This is a genomic window from Alteromonas macleodii, assembly GCF_903772925.1.
GTDB lineage: Bacteria > Pseudomonadota > Gammaproteobacteria > Enterobacterales > Alteromonadaceae > Alteromonas > Alteromonas macleodii_A.
Genome location: NZ_LR812090.1, coordinates 3211785 through 3231062 on the forward strand (window position 1 = coordinate 3211785; position 19278 = coordinate 3231062).

16 protein-coding genes are annotated in these 19278 nt (G+C 41.4%); 5 read left to right on the top strand and 11 right to left on the bottom strand.

The window, feature by feature from the left end; all coding sequences use genetic code 11:
• Window positions 1-13: 13 nt before the first annotated feature.
• The 9 genes from PCAR9_RS13890 to PCAR9_RS13930 form a co-directional block, all read right to left on the bottom strand.
• Window positions 14-1447, bottom strand: a complete 1434-nt coding sequence (locus PCAR9_RS13890; protein ID WP_179984103.1) for a lipopolysaccharide biosynthesis protein — start codon at window positions 1445-1447, stop codon at window positions 14-16.
• Between the two features lie 90 nt (window positions 1448-1537).
• Complete coding sequence (locus tag PCAR9_RS13895; protein WP_179984104.1) at window positions 1538-3130, bottom strand: hypothetical protein; 1593 nt, start codon at window positions 3128-3130, stop codon at window positions 1538-1540.
• A gap of 51 nt (window positions 3131-3181) precedes the next feature.
• On the bottom strand, window positions 3182-4111 hold the full coding sequence (locus tag PCAR9_RS13900) for a glycosyltransferase family 2 protein (protein ID WP_179984105.1): 930 nt from the start codon (window positions 4109-4111) through the stop codon (window positions 3182-3184).
• On the bottom strand, window positions 4111-5154 hold the full coding sequence (locus tag PCAR9_RS13905; protein ID WP_179984106.1) for a sulfotransferase family protein: 1044 nt from the start codon (window positions 5152-5154) through the stop codon (window positions 4111-4113). The genes PCAR9_RS13900 and PCAR9_RS13905 overlap by 1 nt, the downstream gene beginning before the upstream one ends.
• The gene (locus PCAR9_RS13910) at window positions 5058-5978 is read right to left on the bottom strand and encodes a glycosyltransferase family 2 protein (protein WP_179984107.1); all 921 of its coding nucleotides are present in this window, start codon (window positions 5976-5978) and stop codon (window positions 5058-5060) included. The genes PCAR9_RS13905 and PCAR9_RS13910 overlap by 97 nt, the downstream gene beginning before the upstream one ends.
• A 15-nt stretch (window positions 5979-5993) precedes the next feature.
• Window positions 5994-7340 carry an O-antigen ligase family protein gene (locus PCAR9_RS13915; RefSeq protein WP_179984108.1) on the bottom strand — a complete coding sequence of 449 codons (1347 nt, stop codon included), beginning with the start codon at window positions 7338-7340 and terminating at the stop codon, window positions 5994-5996.
• Window positions 7330-8388 carry a GNAT family N-acetyltransferase gene (locus PCAR9_RS13920; protein WP_179984109.1) on the bottom strand — a complete coding sequence of 353 codons (1059 nt, stop codon included), beginning with the start codon at window positions 8386-8388 and terminating at the stop codon, window positions 7330-7332. The genes PCAR9_RS13915 and PCAR9_RS13920 overlap by 11 nt, the downstream gene beginning before the upstream one ends.
• A gap of 20 nt (window positions 8389-8408) precedes the next feature.
• Window positions 8409-9773, bottom strand: a complete 1365-nt coding sequence (gene xrt, locus PCAR9_RS13925; protein WP_179984110.1) for an exosortase — start codon at window positions 9771-9773, stop codon at window positions 8409-8411.
• Window positions 9774-9803: 30 nt separating this feature from the next.
• Window positions 9804-11216 carry a TIGR03013 family XrtA/PEP-CTERM system glycosyltransferase gene (locus PCAR9_RS13930; RefSeq protein ID WP_179984111.1) on the bottom strand — a complete coding sequence of 471 codons (1413 nt, stop codon included), beginning with the start codon at window positions 11214-11216 and terminating at the stop codon, window positions 9804-9806.
• Window positions 11217-11367: 151 nt separating this feature from the next.
• On the opposite strand from PCAR9_RS13930, the gene PCAR9_RS13935 reads away from it, so the two are divergent.
• From PCAR9_RS13935 to PCAR9_RS13950, 4 genes are read left to right on the top strand one after another with little or no spacing between them, the layout of a single operon-like run.
• Window positions 11368-12000 carry an XrtA/PEP-CTERM system exopolysaccharide export protein gene (locus PCAR9_RS13935; protein WP_179984112.1) on the top strand — a complete coding sequence of 211 codons (633 nt, stop codon included), beginning with the start codon at window positions 11368-11370 and terminating at the stop codon, window positions 11998-12000.
• A 26-nt stretch (window positions 12001-12026) separates the two neighbouring features.
• Window positions 12027-13595: an XrtA system polysaccharide chain length determinant gene (locus tag PCAR9_RS13940; RefSeq protein ID WP_179984113.1), complete on the top strand. Its 1569-nt coding sequence runs from the start codon at window positions 12027-12029 to the stop codon at window positions 13593-13595.
• Window positions 13596-14540, top strand: coding sequence for an XrtA-associated tyrosine autokinase (locus PCAR9_RS13945; RefSeq protein WP_179984114.1), 945 nt, complete (start codon window positions 13596-13598; stop codon window positions 14538-14540).
• A 40-nt stretch (window positions 14541-14580) separates the two neighbouring features.
• Window positions 14581-16185 carry a TIGR03016 family PEP-CTERM system-associated outer membrane protein gene (locus PCAR9_RS13950; RefSeq protein ID WP_232091209.1) on the top strand — a complete coding sequence of 535 codons (1605 nt, stop codon included), beginning with the start codon at window positions 14581-14583 and terminating at the stop codon, window positions 16183-16185.
• 30 nt (window positions 16186-16215) lie between these two features.
• On the opposite strand, the gene PCAR9_RS13955 is transcribed toward PCAR9_RS13950, so the two are convergent.
• Window positions 16216-17280 (bottom strand): XrtA/PEP-CTERM system-associated ATPase, encoded by a 1065-nt coding sequence (locus PCAR9_RS13955; RefSeq protein WP_179984116.1) that lies wholly within the window; start codon window positions 17278-17280, stop codon window positions 16216-16218.
• Window positions 17281-17430: 150 nt separating this feature from the next.
• Window positions 17431-18861, bottom strand: a complete 1431-nt coding sequence (gene hldE, locus PCAR9_RS13960) for a bifunctional D-glycero-beta-D-manno-heptose-7-phosphate kinase/D-glycero-beta-D-manno-heptose 1-phosphate adenylyltransferase HldE (protein WP_179984117.1) — start codon at window positions 18859-18861, stop codon at window positions 17431-17433.
• A gap of 31 nt (window positions 18862-18892) precedes the next feature.
• Here hldE and PCAR9_RS13965 point away from each other — a divergent pair, with 31 nt between their 5' ends.
• Window positions 18893-19240, top strand: coding sequence for a GIY-YIG nuclease family protein (locus PCAR9_RS13965; RefSeq protein ID WP_179984118.1), 348 nt, complete (start codon window positions 18893-18895; stop codon window positions 19238-19240).
• The last annotated feature ends 38 nt before the right edge of the window (window positions 19241-19278 follow it).

Genomic DNA, 19278 nt, shown 5'->3' on the forward strand with positions numbered 1-19278 from the left:
TTTAATCACTAGTTTATGTTTGCTTTTTCTTAACAAGGCTTACTACTTCGTGAATATATTTCTTTGAAATTAATTGAAGTAACCCAATATAAATAACTGCGCCAATAGCGACCTGCAAGGTCAATACCGCGAGCGCATCTTGCTCATTAAGGACAATGCCAATAGCAAAACAACATGATGCCATTAGTGCACCAACTAGATGAGGGATAGATATTTCGATTAAATAGTTTTTGAAGCTAATGTTAATCGCTTTACAAGCTCTTTTCGTTGCAATTGCGAAGGCTACTAAAAATGCTATACACCAAGACGATGCTAGACCTAACGCTCCATATTGTGCACCGATAAAAAAGGAAGGTATTAAAACCGCACCGTAGATTAGTGTGTTGCTTAGAACGACGTCTACGCGATTTATCGCCTTGAGCAGAGGCCCGAATAGTTGCTCTAAGCATTTTAGTGGCATTGTAATGCAGTAAACCGCGATCAGAATAGCTGCGGGCTCCCACTTATCACCGAATGCTAGGGGAACAAGCGTTGAGGCAACCGCTCCTATTCCCCAAAATACAGGGACGAAAATAAGCGCACTAATACGCTGGGTTTTTAGAAAATAGTGTTCTTGCGACCCTGGATCGTTTTGTATTTTTGAGTAGACAGGTAGTGCGACCTGGCGCAACATCGGTAACACCTTTGCTGCCGGCATCATGGCAAGAACAACAGCAAACTGATAGAAACCTAATTCAGCAGTGGTGAGAAAAAGACCTGCTATCGCCACATCAATATTAAAAACAGTATATCCAATAGCCGCTTGAGTGGCTGATTTCCACGCAAAACTTACTATTTCTTTAATTCTCTGCGTGAATCTTGAAGGCCAAATCCATTTTGGGTTACGCAGGGCATAGCCAGTTTGCTTAACAAATTCCGACACCAAAACCCCAATGACAAGCGACCAATAGCCCCAGCCTTTCCAAGCTAAAAATACCGTAATCAACGCGCCAACAGATTCGGATAGAGCATCAACAATAGCGAGCTTTTTGAACTGCATGTCTCTATTTAAAATAGTGCTGGGCACAAAACCGATAAGAGAGATTAAAAACGTGCATGACGTGACCCTGATTACGTCGGCCAAACGAGGGTCGCTATATATTTGCGCAAGCGGTTCTGCTATAGCTTGCAACAGCAGAAAAAAAAGCGAGTGAGCGATGATTGAAAGCGTGAAAAACTCACCTACCAACTTATCATTGATTTTTTTTGTTCGTATAAGAGCAGAGGCGATACCACCATTACTGAAAGCCCAAAGTAATGCTAAAAAGAAGCTTGATAGCGCCATTACAGCGTAGTCTTCCGGGAATAGGAACCGCAGTGTAAAAATTGTTGTAATCCAACGAATCGATTGGCCTACTATCTTTCCCAGTGCAACCCACTTAAGCGAATTTAAAACTATTTCTTTCATTATTTTTCTTTTTAGTAACGCATTATTTGTATTAAGAATTTTACTCTATTGAAATTGCAATTGAGTAAATATCTAGTAGATGCTTATCATTTAATGCAAGTTAATAGCACCTATGTATTTTCCTGAAAGAGGCCTATTTTGTTCTATAAAGCCGTGTTTTAATACTAGAGGGTCAAAAATCAAGTTACTGTTAATGGATACATCACCGCGACTCTTGTGAAAAACACCCAAGGGTGTTCTCACAAGAGTGATATTTTCATTGAGCACGTTATTACTTATCTCAATCGTAGGCGTTCCCCCTACCCAGCCGTCATCTTCTACTTCGTCATCTAACAGTATGTTGTTAGTTAATTCACTTGAATACACTACAGAATTGCCAGTCAAAGAAACGGCTTCTAAGCCTTGAAAGGTTCTAACGATTGAATGAGTAAATCCGCTTTCAATAATAAAAACATTGTCGCTAAATGACATTGTTCCTCTTGAAGGGCTATTCCCGTCGCCGCCAACTCTTGACCCCAACGAGGTTGATTTGTGGATAAGGTAGTTTTCAACAACTTGATGGCTTTGACCATTAAAATCATAGGCTCCATCAAACCCTATCAATTCAATAAGGTATCGCGCCTGGGAATCCTCGCCGCCTTCAATCCAGTTACGTTTTATAAGCGAACGTTCGAATCGAGATTTTACGTTATTACCTTTATTGTCGTGCAAGTAACTATTCACAAGTGTAAACGTTGAACCAGGAAACGCATGTTGATCACTAGCAACATAGATAGCGTGCCCCCACTTCTGTCCTGGTGGTTTGCCGCCACTATTAAAAATTTCGCTATGCGTAATAGTTAATGAACCTGAGTTCCGATCCGTTCCCATAACTCCAATGTGACAATCGCGTATGAGTACATTTTCTAGTTTTGTACCATGGGCCTCGTTGCGAAAACAAACCTTTCCATCAGCTATTTTTATATTGCTGAAAGACCAAAAATGCGAGGCTCTTACCGCAACGGTCCAACCGAACTTGTCAAAAGCCCCAGTTATTATCGGCCGTTCAGAAGCGTTTTTTGTATTTGAAGTTAACGTGATAGGTTTGTTTCTTGAACCAGAAATGTTTTTAATCTCAAATGGTTCAAATGTTTCATTTGCATTCAAGATAATTGTGTCGCCACCTTTTACTTTTGGTAGAACGTCAGCAACCTGTTTGTAACGTTTATCACTACCTACTAACCATTGTGTAGGTACTAAACTGTCATTTCGCGTTTGTATTTGCCACGGTACAATGAAGGTATTTCTTCGCGCATCAGGGTTTGTTTCCTTAAAAAGCAAACGTATAGTTTGATGCATACCTTTTTTTGAAGGTGACCGTGCTTGTATAAGCAAAGTGTCATTGTCATTGATGCTAAGCGTGCCATTTTCGACGAAGCTTGCACCATTTAACGATACTTTATAGCCCTTTGGCTCGAGTGTGAGCGCGAACTTTCCAACACCAGTTAAACGTATACATTGCTCAATCGTTTGATCAGGCGCTAGCGAGAGTTCGGCAGGCAAGGCTTGATTGTGCCTTACTCTCCATTGATAAAGCGAAATATCTTTTGTTAAGCATGCGCTGCTAGACGCCCATGACTGCGAAGGAAGTAAAGTGGCAAACAGTAAAACAAGTCCTACCCAATAGATTCTGAACCTTATCAAAACTAAACTCCTTCTTTGTCATCCGGGTTAAGCAAGCGTTGCAAGCTACTTTTATTTTCCATGTATAACTTTGTACTCTTCGTGCTTCACGCCAAATAAACCTGCAATGGTCCCAGCAGCGGCACAAAAGCGGAAAAGCCCATCTACTAACTTTCGTTTGTCAGTTGTAAATATGCCTGTAAGTACACTTAATATGCCTCTTGCCACGCGCACTCCCGACATTAGACAGACGCGAATAACAGCTTTTACTGGTTGCTCTTCGAACAAATGAGAGCGGGTATAACCCACCCCAGAGCGAAACCCCCTGCGACAAAACCACTTTACGCTAGCTCGACTTTTAGGGAACTCTTCGATTACTGGCGCTTCTGTATAAACACAAGACAGTCCAAGATGGTTACAACGAAGGGCAAAATGATAGTCGCTCGCTCCAGTCATGGCGAACCGCGCATCAAAACAGGGAATAGTTTTTTCAATGGCATTTTTTGAAAGTAACAAATTATTTGTATAAAACGCTTTAACAGGGTCACCTTCTGAATACGGATTATCGCCGTAAATGAGCTCTATAGCCCAGTTAGGAACATCATCAGCGCCAATAGAGATAACTCGGCTTGTAACGATGTCTGTACCGTATTTACCTGCTGCATCCAATAAACGTTGGATCCAGTCAGTATCTCTTGTCCATTCGTCATCATCAATAAATAAAAGAAAATCGGCGTCTGCTTCTTGAAACAATTCCACGCACTTATTTCGAGCAAACACAATGCCAGCTTGGGGTTCGGTGTCGTAGTGCAACGAAATTTGACTGTTTGATATCACTTTATTGAGCACTACCGACTTGGTTTCTTCATCTATTGCGTTATCAACAACGAATATCGTTACCTTAACGTCGCTGTTGATTTCTTGTATTATTAAACTGTCTAAAAGTCTTGAAAGCCAAGCGGGTCTTTTACAGGTAATAACACCTATCGCAACATGCACCATTACCGCTTCCCTTTTAATAAATGTTCAAGTTTTTTAATTGGCCAGCTACATTTCCACCAAAACGAGTGATAGGCGTCTAAGAACAAGTGACGATAAAAAACTTCGTCTTTTTTGATACTTATACTGTGTTCTTTTAATACCGCAGATAACCCCTGCTGGTAGTCTAAGTATTCCTCTTTCAGTGCAATAATGGCTTGGTGATCAATATTTTCTTTTGACAGGTTGATATACAACTCGTTGGCGAGCTTCGATAAATAAGTATCGGGCACCACTTGGCTTGTTTGATTTCTTAAATTTTTATCTACAAAGCCGAGCTTATCTCGATCAATTTCGACTGTTAGGTCTACAAGACCTGCAATACCCTTTGCGACTTTTTCAGGTGCAGACAATAGGTTATCGTATGACACTATTAACCTTGGCGCATTTTGTGAGTTAAAATACCCGAGAAGCGTATAATTGAGCCAGAGCATAAGTGACTTTTCTAATGAAAATTCATCTCTCTTTTTTAGTGAGCCAGCGACTTCAAAAGGTGAACGAAGCATAAGTACATAATTAACTTTCACAGTTGGAAGGCTTGAGAAAACTTGGCGCCAAAACGGCAATAACAGTGTAGTCCTAGGATCCTTCATCCCCCAAAGAGCTTGACTACTGTAATCTGTGCTCAACATTCTTTGCGCACTGTCGCGGTAGTCACCTAACAAATTTTCAGTGCACGCCGCTTCTGTCGTCATTAAAGGGTCGTCCCAAGACGACAGTTGGGCATCGAGCAGTAGGTCATTGAGCTTTACAAGCTCAGAATTCTCAAAAAACCCCTTTTCGTTAACTCCTTTCTGCGCAGCGAAAAGCGATTTCCCCATAAAAACACCAAGTTCATCGAGTAAACCGGACAGCGCTGAAGTACCGCTTCTATGCATTCCGATGACAATTAACGCGTTACTTTGCATATTTATACTGCTCGCTTTCTTATTTTCTTTATTTCTTTCAGCATCGCTGGCACTGTAATTATTGCCGCAGCGCTGGTTAGTAACAACTCTACATGCCATGGCTTAATTCGCCATGCACAGAACAGGCATTTGGCAACATTCGCTGTATCGTTCTGGTAAAAAAAGTTATGCGCGTAGTGTTTATATATATTGTACCGACCTAACTCACATAATTTTTTTTGCTGGCTGTCTAACCCTTCGGTGTTTTCAATCATATCAATACACAGAAGGTCAGCTTCAAGCATTTTAGCTTCATTAAGCGAGTAGTTTTCTCCATGAATGAAATAGATAGCTAGAGGTTCTTTCACCACCGCAATCTTAGCAATGCGTGCAATCTTCAACCATAGATGTCTATCATCAACGCCGTGGAGATCTCGGCTTTCTTCCAAACCACCAACTTTTTCAATACAGCTTTTTCGAACCATTGCAGAACAGCACGATATAAAATTCTCATTGAGCAGCGCTTCAAAACAGTCTCCCGAATACTCTGGCATTGTCTTTGTCAATACACCATGAGTATCAACGTTGACCCAGCTGTAGACCAAGCCAACGTCGTCATCATTAAAAAGAGGAAGCTGTTTTTTCAACTTTTCTGGGAGCCATTGGTCATCTTGATCACAAAAGCCAATAAAACGCCCTTTAGCTTTATCAATACCAAAGTTCCTAGCCGACGCGACACCACCGTTTTCTTTCTTAAAATATTTGACTCGCTCATCACCTAAATACTGCTCAATTAATGCTGCAGAGCCATCAGAGGAGCCGTCATCAACCAGAATGAGTTCAAAATTGGTATAGGTTTGATTGATGATACTCTCTATGGTTTTAGATAGTGTTTTTTCACCGTTGTAGACCGCAACAATGACACTTACTTCAACTAAACTCACCTGGAAATCCTTTTATTAGATTTTAAGTAGAATTATTATTAATTGGCACAGTATGAATAAGCTTACCGCGCTTAATACCATAACCTTCGAAACGTCTTTGCCAGTTAAGGAAAGTGTTTCTTTTCCTACAAGGCGACTACTTCTTATAAAACATGCAGCTGACATGGCCGCGAAAATATAGAAAAACATTATATAGCTTCTACTAATGAAGAACGCGGTACTGCAATAACCCACTAAAGATATAACTAAATAAGTAGCCATTGTTATCTCTTGCTTAATATTTTCACAAGGGTCTTCTAACTTTGTTTTAAGTTTTATGACTTTCAAAAGCATCATGAAACACAAGAAAAGAAAAGTCATCCATAGTACATATCCGAAGGCACCAAGTTCAGCCATTATGGTCACGAAAGAGTTATGCGCCACCTTTGGATGGTATTCTAAAAAGCGTTCTTTGCCAAAACCGAATAAAGGCCTGTGGCCCAACATTTGGATACCTTCGTACCATGCAGTGAGACGCTGCATCGAACTTTCATCGTCTTTACTTATAGACCGAAACGAACCCATTGCAATAAGCAGTACAGGGACGGATATTCCACCTAAAATAAGTGATTTTACTTTGCCAAACCTTAAGTAAAAAAATGAGAACAAGACTGCCATGAAGCCTACTAATGAGCCCCGACTACCAGTCCAGTAGATACCTAAGCAAAGTACCACAAGTGTAGCCAGCCAAATCAGCTTCAAGAGTTTACTGCTTGTACTAGTTAAGAAGAGAACAACTATAGGAATATTCATAACTAAGAACATGCCCATATCGTTGGGATCGTTAAAGATACCAATGTATCTGGCCTGCATCATTTCTGTAGGCCCATCATTTCGATAGATCACAGACTCAGCCCAACCTTGACCATAAGGGTCATTTATTTGGATATAAGCATGCTGCGTCATTACGATGCATGCCGCAACTGCAATCAGCAATATTGTTTTTTGACGAGTGATTGTGCTTAAAAAACCCAAATAAAGAATGAATGGAATAGTATTGGAGTTTATCCAATCTATGACCAAAGATAGGTCTGAAAAATACCTGAATGCCCTAACTTCAGACATAAGCATGCCAAAAAACATTAAGACCAATAGCGTGCATTGAGCATTCCATACTTTAGGTCTAAGCGCTACTATATATATAAAAAAAGTAGTGATCAGTACCGTTCTTAAAATGGGAAACTGAATATTAAAAACAGGCCATTCGTGAGGTCTAATCAATACTAATGCTGTATAAAGGCAAAGAAAGAAAAAACCTAATGTAGCAGGAGATTCCGCGTCTTGCTGACCAAAGGCTTTTTTTGGTATGGGTTTATCTACCACGATTTACTACCCACTTTTTTATCATTTTTAAACGTTCTGTTAATTCGGTCATTGCGTAACTAAGTAAACTAGTGTGAAGGGTGAACGAGAATACTGATTCAGATGTTGACGTTAATTGAGTCTTATATCCCTCCTTGTGGGCCGACGACATGAAGTCGTAAACCTCCATACCTTTATGCAATGCGTCAAAAGCTTGCGCATAATGAAGCAAATTTCCCGGGGATACGTTAGGCCTAAAAGATGTATCAATTCCACTCTGATAAAAAACAATAGAATTGCTAGATACAAAGCTATAGTTCACAGCGAAGATTTTATTTTCGTATTTCGTATAGTAAAGCGATAATCGGTTGGCTGCGAGACTCTTCCTTGCAAGCTCACGATGGAAGTTACAAAACTCACTTTCATCAAATATTGCGGGTTTCGCCTTATCAAGCCAACGCTTACTGTTTAGCTCAATCAAGGCGTTAAAGACTTCTTCGAACTCATCAATATTTGTAACCCTGTGAATGGTCACTCCTGCTCGAGAAGCGGTATTGCGATACCGTCGCGTTTTCTTTTCCAACTTTTTTATTCCTTCTGGTAAAGAAATATAAAAGCGCTCTCTATTTTGTTTGATCGTATGATAGCCAGAGAGTTTACGTGACCACTGACATAAAAAGGAACGTGGAGATATATTATTAAACGTTACACTATGAACGTTATGCTCCCTTAAGCAGTCGATAAATATGCTATGAGGGATTACTTCCTCTACGGAAGTAGATAGGAAATCTTGCGCTTCACTACAGGTCTCGATATGCGTTGGCTCGAAACTACTTACGAAGTAGGCTGCATGCTCATTACTTATATTCATATAAAGCGGTAAGACGCTCGTTAACTCTCCTTTTTTCCAGTAGGTAAGTACAAAAAGCTTTTTAATGTAATTTGCATAATGTCTAGCCCAAGTTTCGACCCAATTATAACTATTGAAGATACTCTTGACATTTGCTTTCTTTTCTAGGCTTAACCAGCTTTTCTTGACCGCATGAAGTTCTTCTAAATTGGTTATCACTAACACATTCTGTGAAACAGTCACGGTACGACTCTTTCAATATCCGATTGATCACACGTACTTTCACAATGTGTGAGTCTCCATTGAATATTTGACGACGTATTGGCACGAAGCGCGTTTTTCAGGCGCGCTTTTTTTAACTCAATTAGTGACAAGTAAGTCTCGAAATCGGTTCCGTAACGATAGGCAATAGCAAACATGTTACCGTCTTTGTTTCCAACGGTGACTGTGTTCCATTCGCCGTTTTCAGAAGACCTCAGTTCTTTAAAACCTGCGGGGATTGGACTGTTCAAATAATATGACGCTTTGTGGTCTAAAGACGTTCCATAGTAGGAATACTTTACTTGATAAACGCTGCCTCTTTGCTGAGCGCATACCGAATCGGCATTGAAAATCTCAGGCATAAGGAAAATTTGCTGCGGGTCACAGGAGCTTTGCTTATCAAATTGCCCATTCCACATTGCGTTTGAAGAGGATAAGACTACCATAATAAAGACAGCTGAAAGACCACCTTTAACGTTCAAGTGCGATAATTTGGAATCTGTATTAACTGAATTGCATTCGAGAGACTCAGCCTCCCTATCTTCAAGTTTTCTACCTATATAAAATTGGAAAATAGCGACAGGAATGTATATGTACCAACCAAAGTTATTATGATCCGTCATCAAACTACTTTGCATTTCGGTTTCATGGCCTATCACAATAAGCGCAACTATCCTTAGCCAATTCGTTACGAGCGCACCAGCTAAAGCAACAGAGGTGAATATCAATGCAGAGCGTAACGTTTTTAAATACAAAAAAACATACAAGCTACTGATTGCTGCAGAAACGATCACATACCTTAATCCACTACAACCTTCTGCTATTTCAAAGATTCCTGCCGGAATAGTAACAAACTCGTTCTCTACATAAACAGGAATATTGGTTAACCCCATTAGCGCGGTAACGACATAGACTGATAAGCTTTGTAACGGGACTGCTAATGCTCCCCAAAAGGGAAAAATGAAAACAAGAAAGGCAAAGGGAAATAAAGTTGAAACGTTGAATCTAAAAATGCAAAAAGCAAGTGAAATCAAAGTCGCTAACGATGCAGCCCAATAAAGCAAGCTTATCTGTGACCAAGTAGTAAGCACTAGTCCCATGCCTGATATCGCTAAAAGGGCAAGCCAAGGCAAGCTAAGTCGCTCGCGGAAGATCACTCGTTTTTCTTGTTCAAGTATATAGAAGAGGTAAACGATGATAAAAGGAACAAGATAAGCGTGAGAGTACGTCCCATCATCGAAACTATATTCCCACAGCGATACCATTATTGGATAGTTGGCTAAACACCACAGCACGGTGATAGACAATAAAACCCAAAAAAACTTGTGAACCTTCAAATCCATTGCGACTTCTCCCTGCAAGCTCGACTACCGCTACCTTCCCTTTCCAAACAAAACTACTTCAACCGTCCTGATAAGAATAAGAATGTCTAAAAGTAAACTTTGATGCTTTACATAGTACAAGTCGAATTTAAGTTTCTCCATAGAATCTTCGACGCTTGCACCATAAGGGTAGTTAAGCTGAGCCCATCCTGCTAAGCCTGGCTTCACATTGTGTCGTTGGTTGTAATAAGGAACTTCTCTGACAAGCTGTTCGACGAATTGAGGGCGCTCTGGACGCGGCCCTATAAAAGACATTTCACCTTTAAAAACGTTGAGCAGTTGAGGTAATTCATCCACACGATATTTACGAATGAAGTGACCTATTCTCGTAACTCTGTCGTCGTTTTTACTCGCCCACTTAGCGCCATCTTTTTCAGCGTCAGGACGCATACTTCTAAATTTAAGTATTTTAAAAAGCTGTCCATTCAAACCTACTCGTTCCTGTTTGTAGAGAACCGAAACACCAGTTCGTCTCCCATCATCGAGATAAATAATAATAGCGGTGGCTAGCATTATAGGCCATACGAAAAAGAGGATTATAAAGGCTAAGATAGCATTTACGGTGTAATCTAGGGCATCGCGTAAGTAGTTTTGGCTCTTAAAGCCATTAGAGTAAATCACCCAGCTCGGATACATAAGGTTAACTACTATTTGCCCAGTTTCACGTTCCATGAAGTCAAGGAGCTCAGTAACCTCTATCCCTCGAAGTCTGCAATCGAATAATACTTCAACGGGCAAAGTACCACGCCGCTGGTCGCATGCTATAACTATTTCTTCGATGTCGTTGTCCGCGATGAACTGCTGAAAATTTTCATCAACTTTGACATGGATAATTTTTTCTTTGTGTATACCGTCTTCTCGATTATCGCCTGGTATTGGTATAAAACCGACCAATTCAAATCCAATACGGTCGACGTCACGGCGCATTCTTTTTTCTATAATAGATGCACGTTCACCCGCTCCTAGCACTATGATCCTAACTTTACCAAGACCGAGTAATCCCAAACGGTTTGTGAAATATCTGAATACAACGAGTGTTATAATGATCGCGCACACTGAAGCGGGTAGGAAATAGCTATCCATCAGCAAGTGGTCAAACAAAACACGACTGACAACTTCAACTAAGAAGTAACTTAGCCCGACGCTGACAAAGATTCGACGTATTATTCCTCTAAATGTCTCACGAAGTTTTGCCTCATATAGTCCGACAGACAGGGAGCACAACAGGATAGATACTGTTAACAACCCAGTATTAACCAACAATTTTTCAACAGGAACTTCTGAAGATAATCCAACTTGCGTCAATATAAAGTGCGTAATATACCCAATGTACGCGATTAGTAATGCTTCCGTTATAACTAAAATGTTGGAGCGTTTATTTTGATTTCGCTTATTTACTGCCACCCCTGGCCTCCCAAAACTACTTTATAATCCCCATCATAAATGGATTTATTCTAATAGACTAGAATTGTTGTTGGCATTATAGTGTCAATTCCCGTAGGGTAAACAAAAAAGCACGCTAAAAATTAACCATATGAGTGTAGGATGATCTCTTATGTACCGCTTTAAGTCGTTTCGTTTTGTAGCAACAGTAGCACTAGGCACTGTATTAATTGGATGCTCGAGTAACTCGACGCTGCCTGAAGCTACAACCCGCGCATCTCTTACTACCGATGTTGATCAGTATCAATACTTGATAGGTCCAGGTGACACCTTAACGATCTTCGTATGGAGGAACCCTGAAGTATCTGGACAGTTCGTTGTTCGCCCCGATGGTAAAGTAACTACATCATTAGTTGAAGATATTGATGTGGCAGGTAAAACACCTTCTATGCTGGCGCGAGAGATTGAAGAGCAACTGTCTACGTATATAAATAGCCCTCGCGTTACCGTTAGTGTTAACAATTTTTCTGGCCCGCTCAGCGAACAAGTCCGTGTAATCGGTGAAGCTACTAATCCAAGCGCGGTCAACTATACCGAGCACATGACTTTGTTAGATCTTATGATAGCAGTAGGAGGTCTAACCGAGTTTGCGCACGGTAACGGAGCAAAACTGGTTCGTGTAGTAGATGGGAAGCAAACAACATTTGCCTTAGATATAGATGACCTCATCCGCAGTGGCGACATTTCGAAAAACGTCGATATTTTACCGGGCGATATAGTTATTATCCCGGAAGCATGGTTTTAGTTCTAGGCAGTTAACGGAACAATTTAATGCAGGATTTACAACAAACCTTACTCCAGTTTTTAGATCTGGTAAAAGGAGTATGGGTTAAAAAGCGCTATGTTATAGTAGCGTCATGGCTTATTTGCCCGTTGGGTTTTCTACTCGTAGCTAACCTTCCAGACCAATACACTTCAAAAGCGCAAGTGTATGTAGATACTCGATCAGTTCTACAGCCCCTATTAAAGGGACTCGCGATACAAAGCGATCCAGACTCTGAAGTACGGATGATGGCCAAAACCCTTCTTAGCCGCTCTAACGTTGAAACAATAGCTAGAGAAAGTGATCTTGATATCACAACGGATACTGTCGATGAATTCGAAGAACTAGTAACTCAACTAGCTTATGAGATTCAACTAAGATCTGCAGGTCGCGACAATATTTATAATATAAGCTATGAACACACTAATGCGATTACCGCTCAGCGAGTCGTTCAAGAAACGCTTGATTTGTTTGTGGAAGGGTCTTTAGGAAATAATCGAAGGGACACTGACACCGCGGGACGTTTTCTAGAGGAGCAAATTGCTGAGTATGAGACTCGCTTATCTGAATCAGAACAGCGTCTTGCAAACTTCAAGAGACAATACAACAACATCCTACCGCTGTCAGGCACCTATTATTCGCGCTTACAAACACTCAATACAGAATTAGAAGCCACCAAACTTTCAATCAGACAGACTAATAAACAAGTTGACTCATTGAAGTCGCAGATAAAAAGCCAAGCTGCGTCTGCGAATTTAGGAGTAACTAATCAAGAGGATAGCGTATTAAAAACGCGCTATGATGACCGCATCAAAAACTTAGAAGAAGATTTGGATCGGTTGAAATTACGGTTTACTGATAAGCATCCAGATGTCATAGAAACTAAGCTGTTACTTGAAAGTTTAGAAGCATCAAGGAAAAAAGAAGTAGACGCATTTTTAGCCGCTGCAGAGGGCGACGTTCAAGGTCCGATGAACGAGTTAACTCAAGAAATTCGCCTTGAAATGAGCCGTCTTCAAAGTGAAATAGCGGCATTAAATGTCAAAGAGTCCGATTTAAAGACTAAAATTTCAGAATTAGAGTCTAAGGTCGACCTCATACCTCAAATTGAAGCTGAGTCTTCAGCGCTTAATCGTGACTATGATATTTTAAAGAAAAAATACGAAGAATTATTAGGTCGGCGCGAGGCAGCGGACTTATCTCGGAGAGCTGAAGTATCTGCCGAAGAACTTCAATTTCGTATTATTGAGCCGCCACTTGTTGCCAATAAGCCCTCTGGACCTCACAGAATAATACTTTACACGGCAGTACTATTCGTTGGTTTTGGGGCAGGTATTGGACTGGCCTTTATTATAAGCCAGTTGACCCCTGTTCTTATCAGGCCTAAACAACTTCTCAGGCTTTCTGACTACCCCATTTGGGGAACGGTTAGTCACTTAGAATTTGAGCGGATAAATAAAACCAACAACCGAAGGCTATTAGTTTTTCTCGCTTCCTCGGGTGCAATCGTTATGATTTACAGCGTGCTTATTGCTGCTGAAATAATGAATATAAATATTGCAGAGAGGTTCTTTTAAATGAAAAACACTATTGAAAAAGCTCTGCAGCGACAGAAAGCTGAAAGAGAAGCGGCAAATAAGAAAAGCATGACTGAGTCGTTAGGTCATCAGGTTCAAAATACAGGGGAGCCCGAGGAGCCAATTACACCTAAAGAGCTCTCTGATAACGCAACGGGCTCTCAGTATGGTGGAAATTCGGCAAAGGCAGGCGCTAGGACCGAACTTTCTCCGTTCACTCTTAAGTTGAAAGAGCTAAGCGATAAAGGCCATATATCGGTATTAGGTGAACGTAAACAAATTAACGAAGAATATCGCGAGATAAAGCGTAAGCTTATCGCAAATGCTTTCGGCGCTTTGGCGAAAACCTTAAACAATCCGAATATTATTATGGTGACCAGTAGCCGTCCTTCTGAAGGTAAGACTTTCACTGCAACGAATCTAGCCCTCAGTATAGCAGCTGAACAAGACAAAACTGTTTTGTTGGTCGACGCTGATGTACTAAAGCCCAATGTACTAAACACATTGGGATTGGAGCGCCGTAAAGGACTTATGGAATACTTGTCAGGCGACGTAGAAGATATCTCTGAAGTACTTTATCCTACAAATATTGATAAGCTTAAGATTATTCCTGCAGGTAAGTCACATCACTTGTCCACAGAAATGCTTGCAAGCCAAAAAATGCATGAAACTGTAGACGAGTTTGCTAATCGATACCCCGATCGAATCGTTATATTCGACACACCGCCTCTCATCGGCATTAACGAAAGTGCTATTCTCGCAAACTTCGCTGGCCAAGCAGTCGTGGTAGTTGAAGAAGGGAAAACTAAGATCAATGATATCAAGATGTCGGTAGAACGGTTAAATCCCGAGATGGCCATCGGGTTCGTTGTTAATAAATCAATACACCACGATACTGATGGAAGTGGATATTATGGATATTATTATGCCGAGCGAGAGAACTAGAACACCCACGCGGCAACAAGGGATGCTATGGGGAGTTTTTATGGGCACCTCCCTTTTGTACTCATTCAACGCGTTGGCAGAAATAAAAATAACTGGAAAAGCGGAAGCTGAATACATCTTTCAAGATGTTGAATCTGAGGCTGAAGGGCAGCTCTCGTTAGACACTTTACAAGTTACTCCGTCAATAAATGCTAGCCTAGATACAAGAACGTTCAGAGGTTTTTGGTCAGGTTCGCTTACTCATTTAGAACGAGATAAGGTTGATAACAGTCGCACAGATACTTTTGAAGAATATTCTTACAGTTTAGTATGGCAACCATTCGATAGCTTTTTACAAATTGAAGGGCAAGGGGCTCTGAGCTATCAAAATACGAATGCAAACAATTATTTAGTTTCAGACTTTCTTAACAATTCCGATTCACTTTCAAAGACTCGTTCAAACCGTATTTCGGCGTTAGCCAACTTTGATCGCGGCAACTGGGTACAAGCTCAGGGCGGTATTGCCTATGCTGACGTTGCATCTGAACGTTCCACATTAAATAGCGGTCAGGCTTTAGATAACAACACGTTTGAGTTATTTGGCGGAATATCTAACGGCGACAGCATACAACGAGTTTTGTGGCAGCTTGACGGTGCGTACATCAATACTGACCGCGCGCAAAATAACAGCGACGAATTTATTACGCGAAGCGGCGACGGTTTTATAGATATTGCTGTAGTAAAAAGTTTTGGAATAAGACTCACTGCAGCACATGAGGCTAACCAGGTTTCTGACCGAGATGATACTTCTAGTAGTACCCGGAAATTCAATTCTTATGGAATGGGCCTTTTTTACCGTCAAAGTGAAGATAGATATATAGCGGTTACAGCTAATAGCAGTGATTCTGACCTAGATGAAGACGATGATGAAACTTTTATTGGTTTAGACTTCAAGTGGGCGCTAAGCCCTCGCACTAACTTATCTGGCTCATATGGACGACGATTTTACGGTGAGGCAGCTTCGTTTGACGCTAGCTATAATTCTAAATACCTACGCACGACATTAAGCTATAGTGAGGATGTTACAAATACGTCTAGGCTTTTGGCTAACCCTCAAAATCTAGGCGTATTCGTCTGCCCAGCTACCACTGTATCAATTGCTGATTGCTTTCAGCCGAGTAGCTTAACCTACGAACCTGATGCTAGTGAACAACTAGTGCAATTAACATCACAGGTAATTGAGTTTGATGACAACATCATTGTTCGAAAAAGCACCAACTTCCAAGCCGGGTACGATTTTTCACGATTAACGATTGCACTCACATCGCGTTATGCAGAAGATGATTACCTGGATTTAGAGCGGCTTCGCCGAACCTATTCCCTTGGTACTACCTTAGTTTACGAACTTGGAAGCTATACAAATATAAGTACAGAGATTACTTATGCCAATATCACACAACGTTCAGATCAAGATGACTTAGATGGGGGCACTGATAATTGGCGGGGAAATATTGCTATTCAACGTGAGGTTGGCAGATACCTAACTGCAGCAATCGATTTTACATACGTTGATCAATCGGGTGACATTGCAACCGGAGTCGGCCTTTTCGGAAATAATTATTCAGACCGACGCATTTCATTATCTGTTATATATAAGTATCAATAACAACAAGCGCCTTGGCTGGCGCTTGTAATATCACTCTTTCTTATCATCACTCTTAAGCCGTACGTAGGTCTTAAACTTCTTCTTCATAAGCTTATCTACGTACTGGGTCATTTTCACTTTCTGTGAAATTGCGTCGTCCAAAGCATCAACCAACTCAGCAAGCATATCCAAGTAATACTTGGTGTCTCGAACGACATTGCCTTGCGGCGTCATAATAGTCTGACTTTCGGGGTGGTCAGCAAATCCCATATGTTCGGTAACTTCAGCGCCTGTTTTATCCGGCTCGAACATTTCAGCTTTTACTTCTTCAATAACCTCGTTTACCGCATCGGCGTTAAAGCTCTCTAGCTCTTCAAGAAAGCCATAAAGCATTATCCTATCCATAAGGGTGTTAATTTTACGAGGTATGCCGCGAGAGAACATATGAATGCGTTCTAACGCTTCGTCGCTAAATAGTGCTGAACCATTCCATCCGGCATGGTGCAAACGGTATTCGATATATTCTTTGCACTCTTCTAAGGAAAGTGGTGCTAGATGGCACGACGCCACAATACGCTGCCTAAACTGCTCCATATTCGGCGCACGCAGGATAGGCTGTAACTCTTCTTGACCAAGCAAAAAGCTTTGAATAAGCGGCTTGCCGTTTAGCTGAAAGTTGCTCAGCATTCTTAGCTCTTCGATGGTTTCTAACGGAAGGTTTTGTGCTTCATCTACAAGTAACAGAGCACGTCGGCCTGCTTTGTTCAAGTCGTACAAGAAAATTTCAAGAGCTTTTAAAATATCCGCTTTTGAACGTCCCTCAGTAGGAATATCAAATTTAGACGCGACCATTTTTACTAGCTCGTCTGGCGACAGCTTTGGCGTAACTATTTGCGCTGCCGCAATATCATCTTCAATTTCTTCCAGTAGGCTATTGGCAACCGTGGTTTTACCCGTACCAATTCCACCGGTTATAACGATAAACCCTTCTGCCTGAGAAAGGCCATATTGCAGATAAGACATGGCGCGCTTATGCCACTTACTTGCGAAGAAAAATTCTGGGTCTGGGGTTAACTGAAACGGTTTCGAGTTAAGTCCATAGTAACTTTCGTACATGCTATTTGCCGTTATTCCATTAGAAATGTGTGTTCAAAACCAAGGCTTAAAGTTGGTTAAGAATAGCGCGTTATGCTTTACTTATGCTTGTAATCTACATGGTAACTAACAACGCGCCGTTATCGAAGTATTATCGTGTCAGCGACTAGGTTATCGCAGTTTGTTTTCAGTAATGCGTTCGATGATACCTGTAGTCGATACCCCATCTTCAAACGTTAACACTTTAACCTCACCGCCATTTTCTAAAACGTCAGTGCCACCTGCAATGTCTTCAATCTTGTAGTCGCCGCCTTTTACTAATACATCAGGCAGTAATCGGGCGATAACTCGCTGAGGCGTATCCTCTTCGAAGGGAACCACCCAATCGACTGCGCTTAAGCCTGCTAGTACAGCCATACGCCTGCTAACATTATTCACAGGGCGACCTGGACCTTTTAATTTGGCCACAGACGCATCAGTGTTCACTGCAACAATTAAGCGGTCACCAAGCTGTGCAGCTTCTTCAAGGTAAGCAACATGACCAGAGTGCAATATATCAAAACAGCCGTTGGTCATGACGATACGTTCGCCGCGGGCTTTAGCTGCTTGAAGGGCAATTTCTAGCTGGTCTTCATTCATCACGCCGCCATCTAAATGCACCGATTGCTCGCCCAAGGCCAGCGCAAGTTCAGTATTCGACACGGTAGATGTACCCAGTTTTCCAACCACTACGCTTGCAGCTAAATTAGCAAGTACACAGGCTGCTTGAAGTGGCAAATTACAGGCCATGGCAACAGCGAGTGTTGAGACAACCGTATCCCCTGCCCCAGTTACGTCGTACACCTCTTTAGCTTTTGCTGGCAAGTGAAATTCGGTATTGTCACCGTCAAACAATGTCATCCCGTCTTCCGAGCGCGTTACCAGAAGGGCACTTAAATTCAACGATGCTTTCAGTGACTGTGCTTTTTCCACCAATGTCTGTTCGCTATCTAATTCACCGACAATACCGCGAAGTTCATCCATATTAGGAGTGATCAAAGTCGCTCCCGCATACTTTTCAAAATTACTTCCTTTAGGATCAACAATCACACGCCTGTTCTTACTGCGCGCTTTTTCTATTAATGCTTGTGGGTTGCTTAAACAACCTTTTGCGTAGTCGCTTAGAATAACAACGTCAGCATTGTCTAGCGCCTTTTCGAAAGCTAATTCCAATACTGATTTGTCTGTCTCCTCAAAACTCTTCTCAAAATCTAAGCGTAGAAGCTGCTGATTTCTGCTCATTACACGAAGCTTTGTAATGGTATCAAAGCCATCCACTTCAAAGAACTCACAGCGAATGTCGTGAGTTTCTAATCGCTCTTTTAATATGTTGGCGTTTTCGTCTTTACCGCACATGCCAAGCAGGGTTACCTTTGCGCCTAACGTTGCTACATTTACCGCAACGTTGGCTGCGCCACCCGCTCTATCTTCGGAATTTTGAACATTCACTACTGGTACGGGGGCTTCCGGCGATATACGACCTGTACCACCGCTCCAATAACGGTCTAACATAAGGTCGCCAACAATAAGCACTTTTGCTTTACTAAAATCTGGTAATATCATGCTGAGAGTAACTTTTTAGACATTGAGTACATTGGCACAGAGTATAACAGCCAAGACAGGCAATACCCACCAACCAAAAGCAAATCCACTTTGGTATCTTTATATGGTCGAGAACAAGCTCGGGCAAATTTACACGGGTATTACTACTGACCCTAAACGTCGTATTGCCCAGCATAGGGGTATACTAAAAGGGGGCGCAAAGGCGCTTAAAGGTAAGTCTCCATTAATTTTTAGAGCCGTATTTGAAGTTGCCGACAAAGCGCAAGCAGCAAAACTCGAATATGCGGTTAAGCAAATGAACCGCGCTCAAAAAAACGGCATCATTCAAAAAAAGCAACTCAACGATTTGCCGTGTATTAAGTCAGCGTTTGAGGACTAAGTGATTGGCGACAGATTTGTCGCCAACTATCGTTCAAT

Excerpts from the sequence above, each read along its gene's own strand:
- PCAR9_RS13890 (WP_179984103.1), bottom strand. The coding sequence starts at position 1,447 with ATGAAAGAAATAGTTTTAAATTCGCTTAAGTGGGTTGCACTGGGAAAG.
- PCAR9_RS13900 (WP_179984105.1), bottom strand. The coding sequence starts at position 4,111 with ATGGTGCATGTTGCGATAGGTGTTATTACCTGTAAAAGACCCGCTTGG.
- PCAR9_RS13905 (WP_179984106.1), bottom strand. The coding sequence starts at position 5,154 with ATGGCATGTAGAGTTGTTACTAACCAGCGCTGCGGCAATAATTACAGT.
- xrt (WP_179984110.1), bottom strand. The coding sequence starts at position 9,773 with ATGGATTTGAAGGTTCACAAGTTTTTTTGGGTTTTATTGTCTATCACC.
- PCAR9_RS13935 (WP_179984112.1), top strand. The coding sequence starts at position 11,368 with ATGTACCGCTTTAAGTCGTTTCGTTTTGTAGCAACAGTAGCACTAGGC.
- PCAR9_RS13940 (WP_179984113.1), top strand. The coding sequence starts at position 12,027 with ATGCAGGATTTACAACAAACCTTACTCCAGTTTTTAGATCTGGTAAAA.
- PCAR9_RS13945 (WP_179984114.1), top strand. The coding sequence starts at position 13,596 with ATGAAAAACACTATTGAAAAAGCTCTGCAGCGACAGAAAGCTGAAAGA.
- PCAR9_RS13950 (WP_232091209.1), top strand. The coding sequence starts at position 14,581 with ATGGGCACCTCCCTTTTGTACTCATTCAACGCGTTGGCAGAAATAAAA.
- PCAR9_RS13955 (WP_179984116.1), bottom strand. The coding sequence starts at position 17,280 with ATGTACGAAAGTTACTATGGACTTAACTCGAAACCGTTTCAGTTAACC.
- hldE (WP_179984117.1), bottom strand. The coding sequence starts at position 18,861 with ATGATATTACCAGATTTTAGTAAAGCAAAAGTGCTTATTGTTGGCGAC.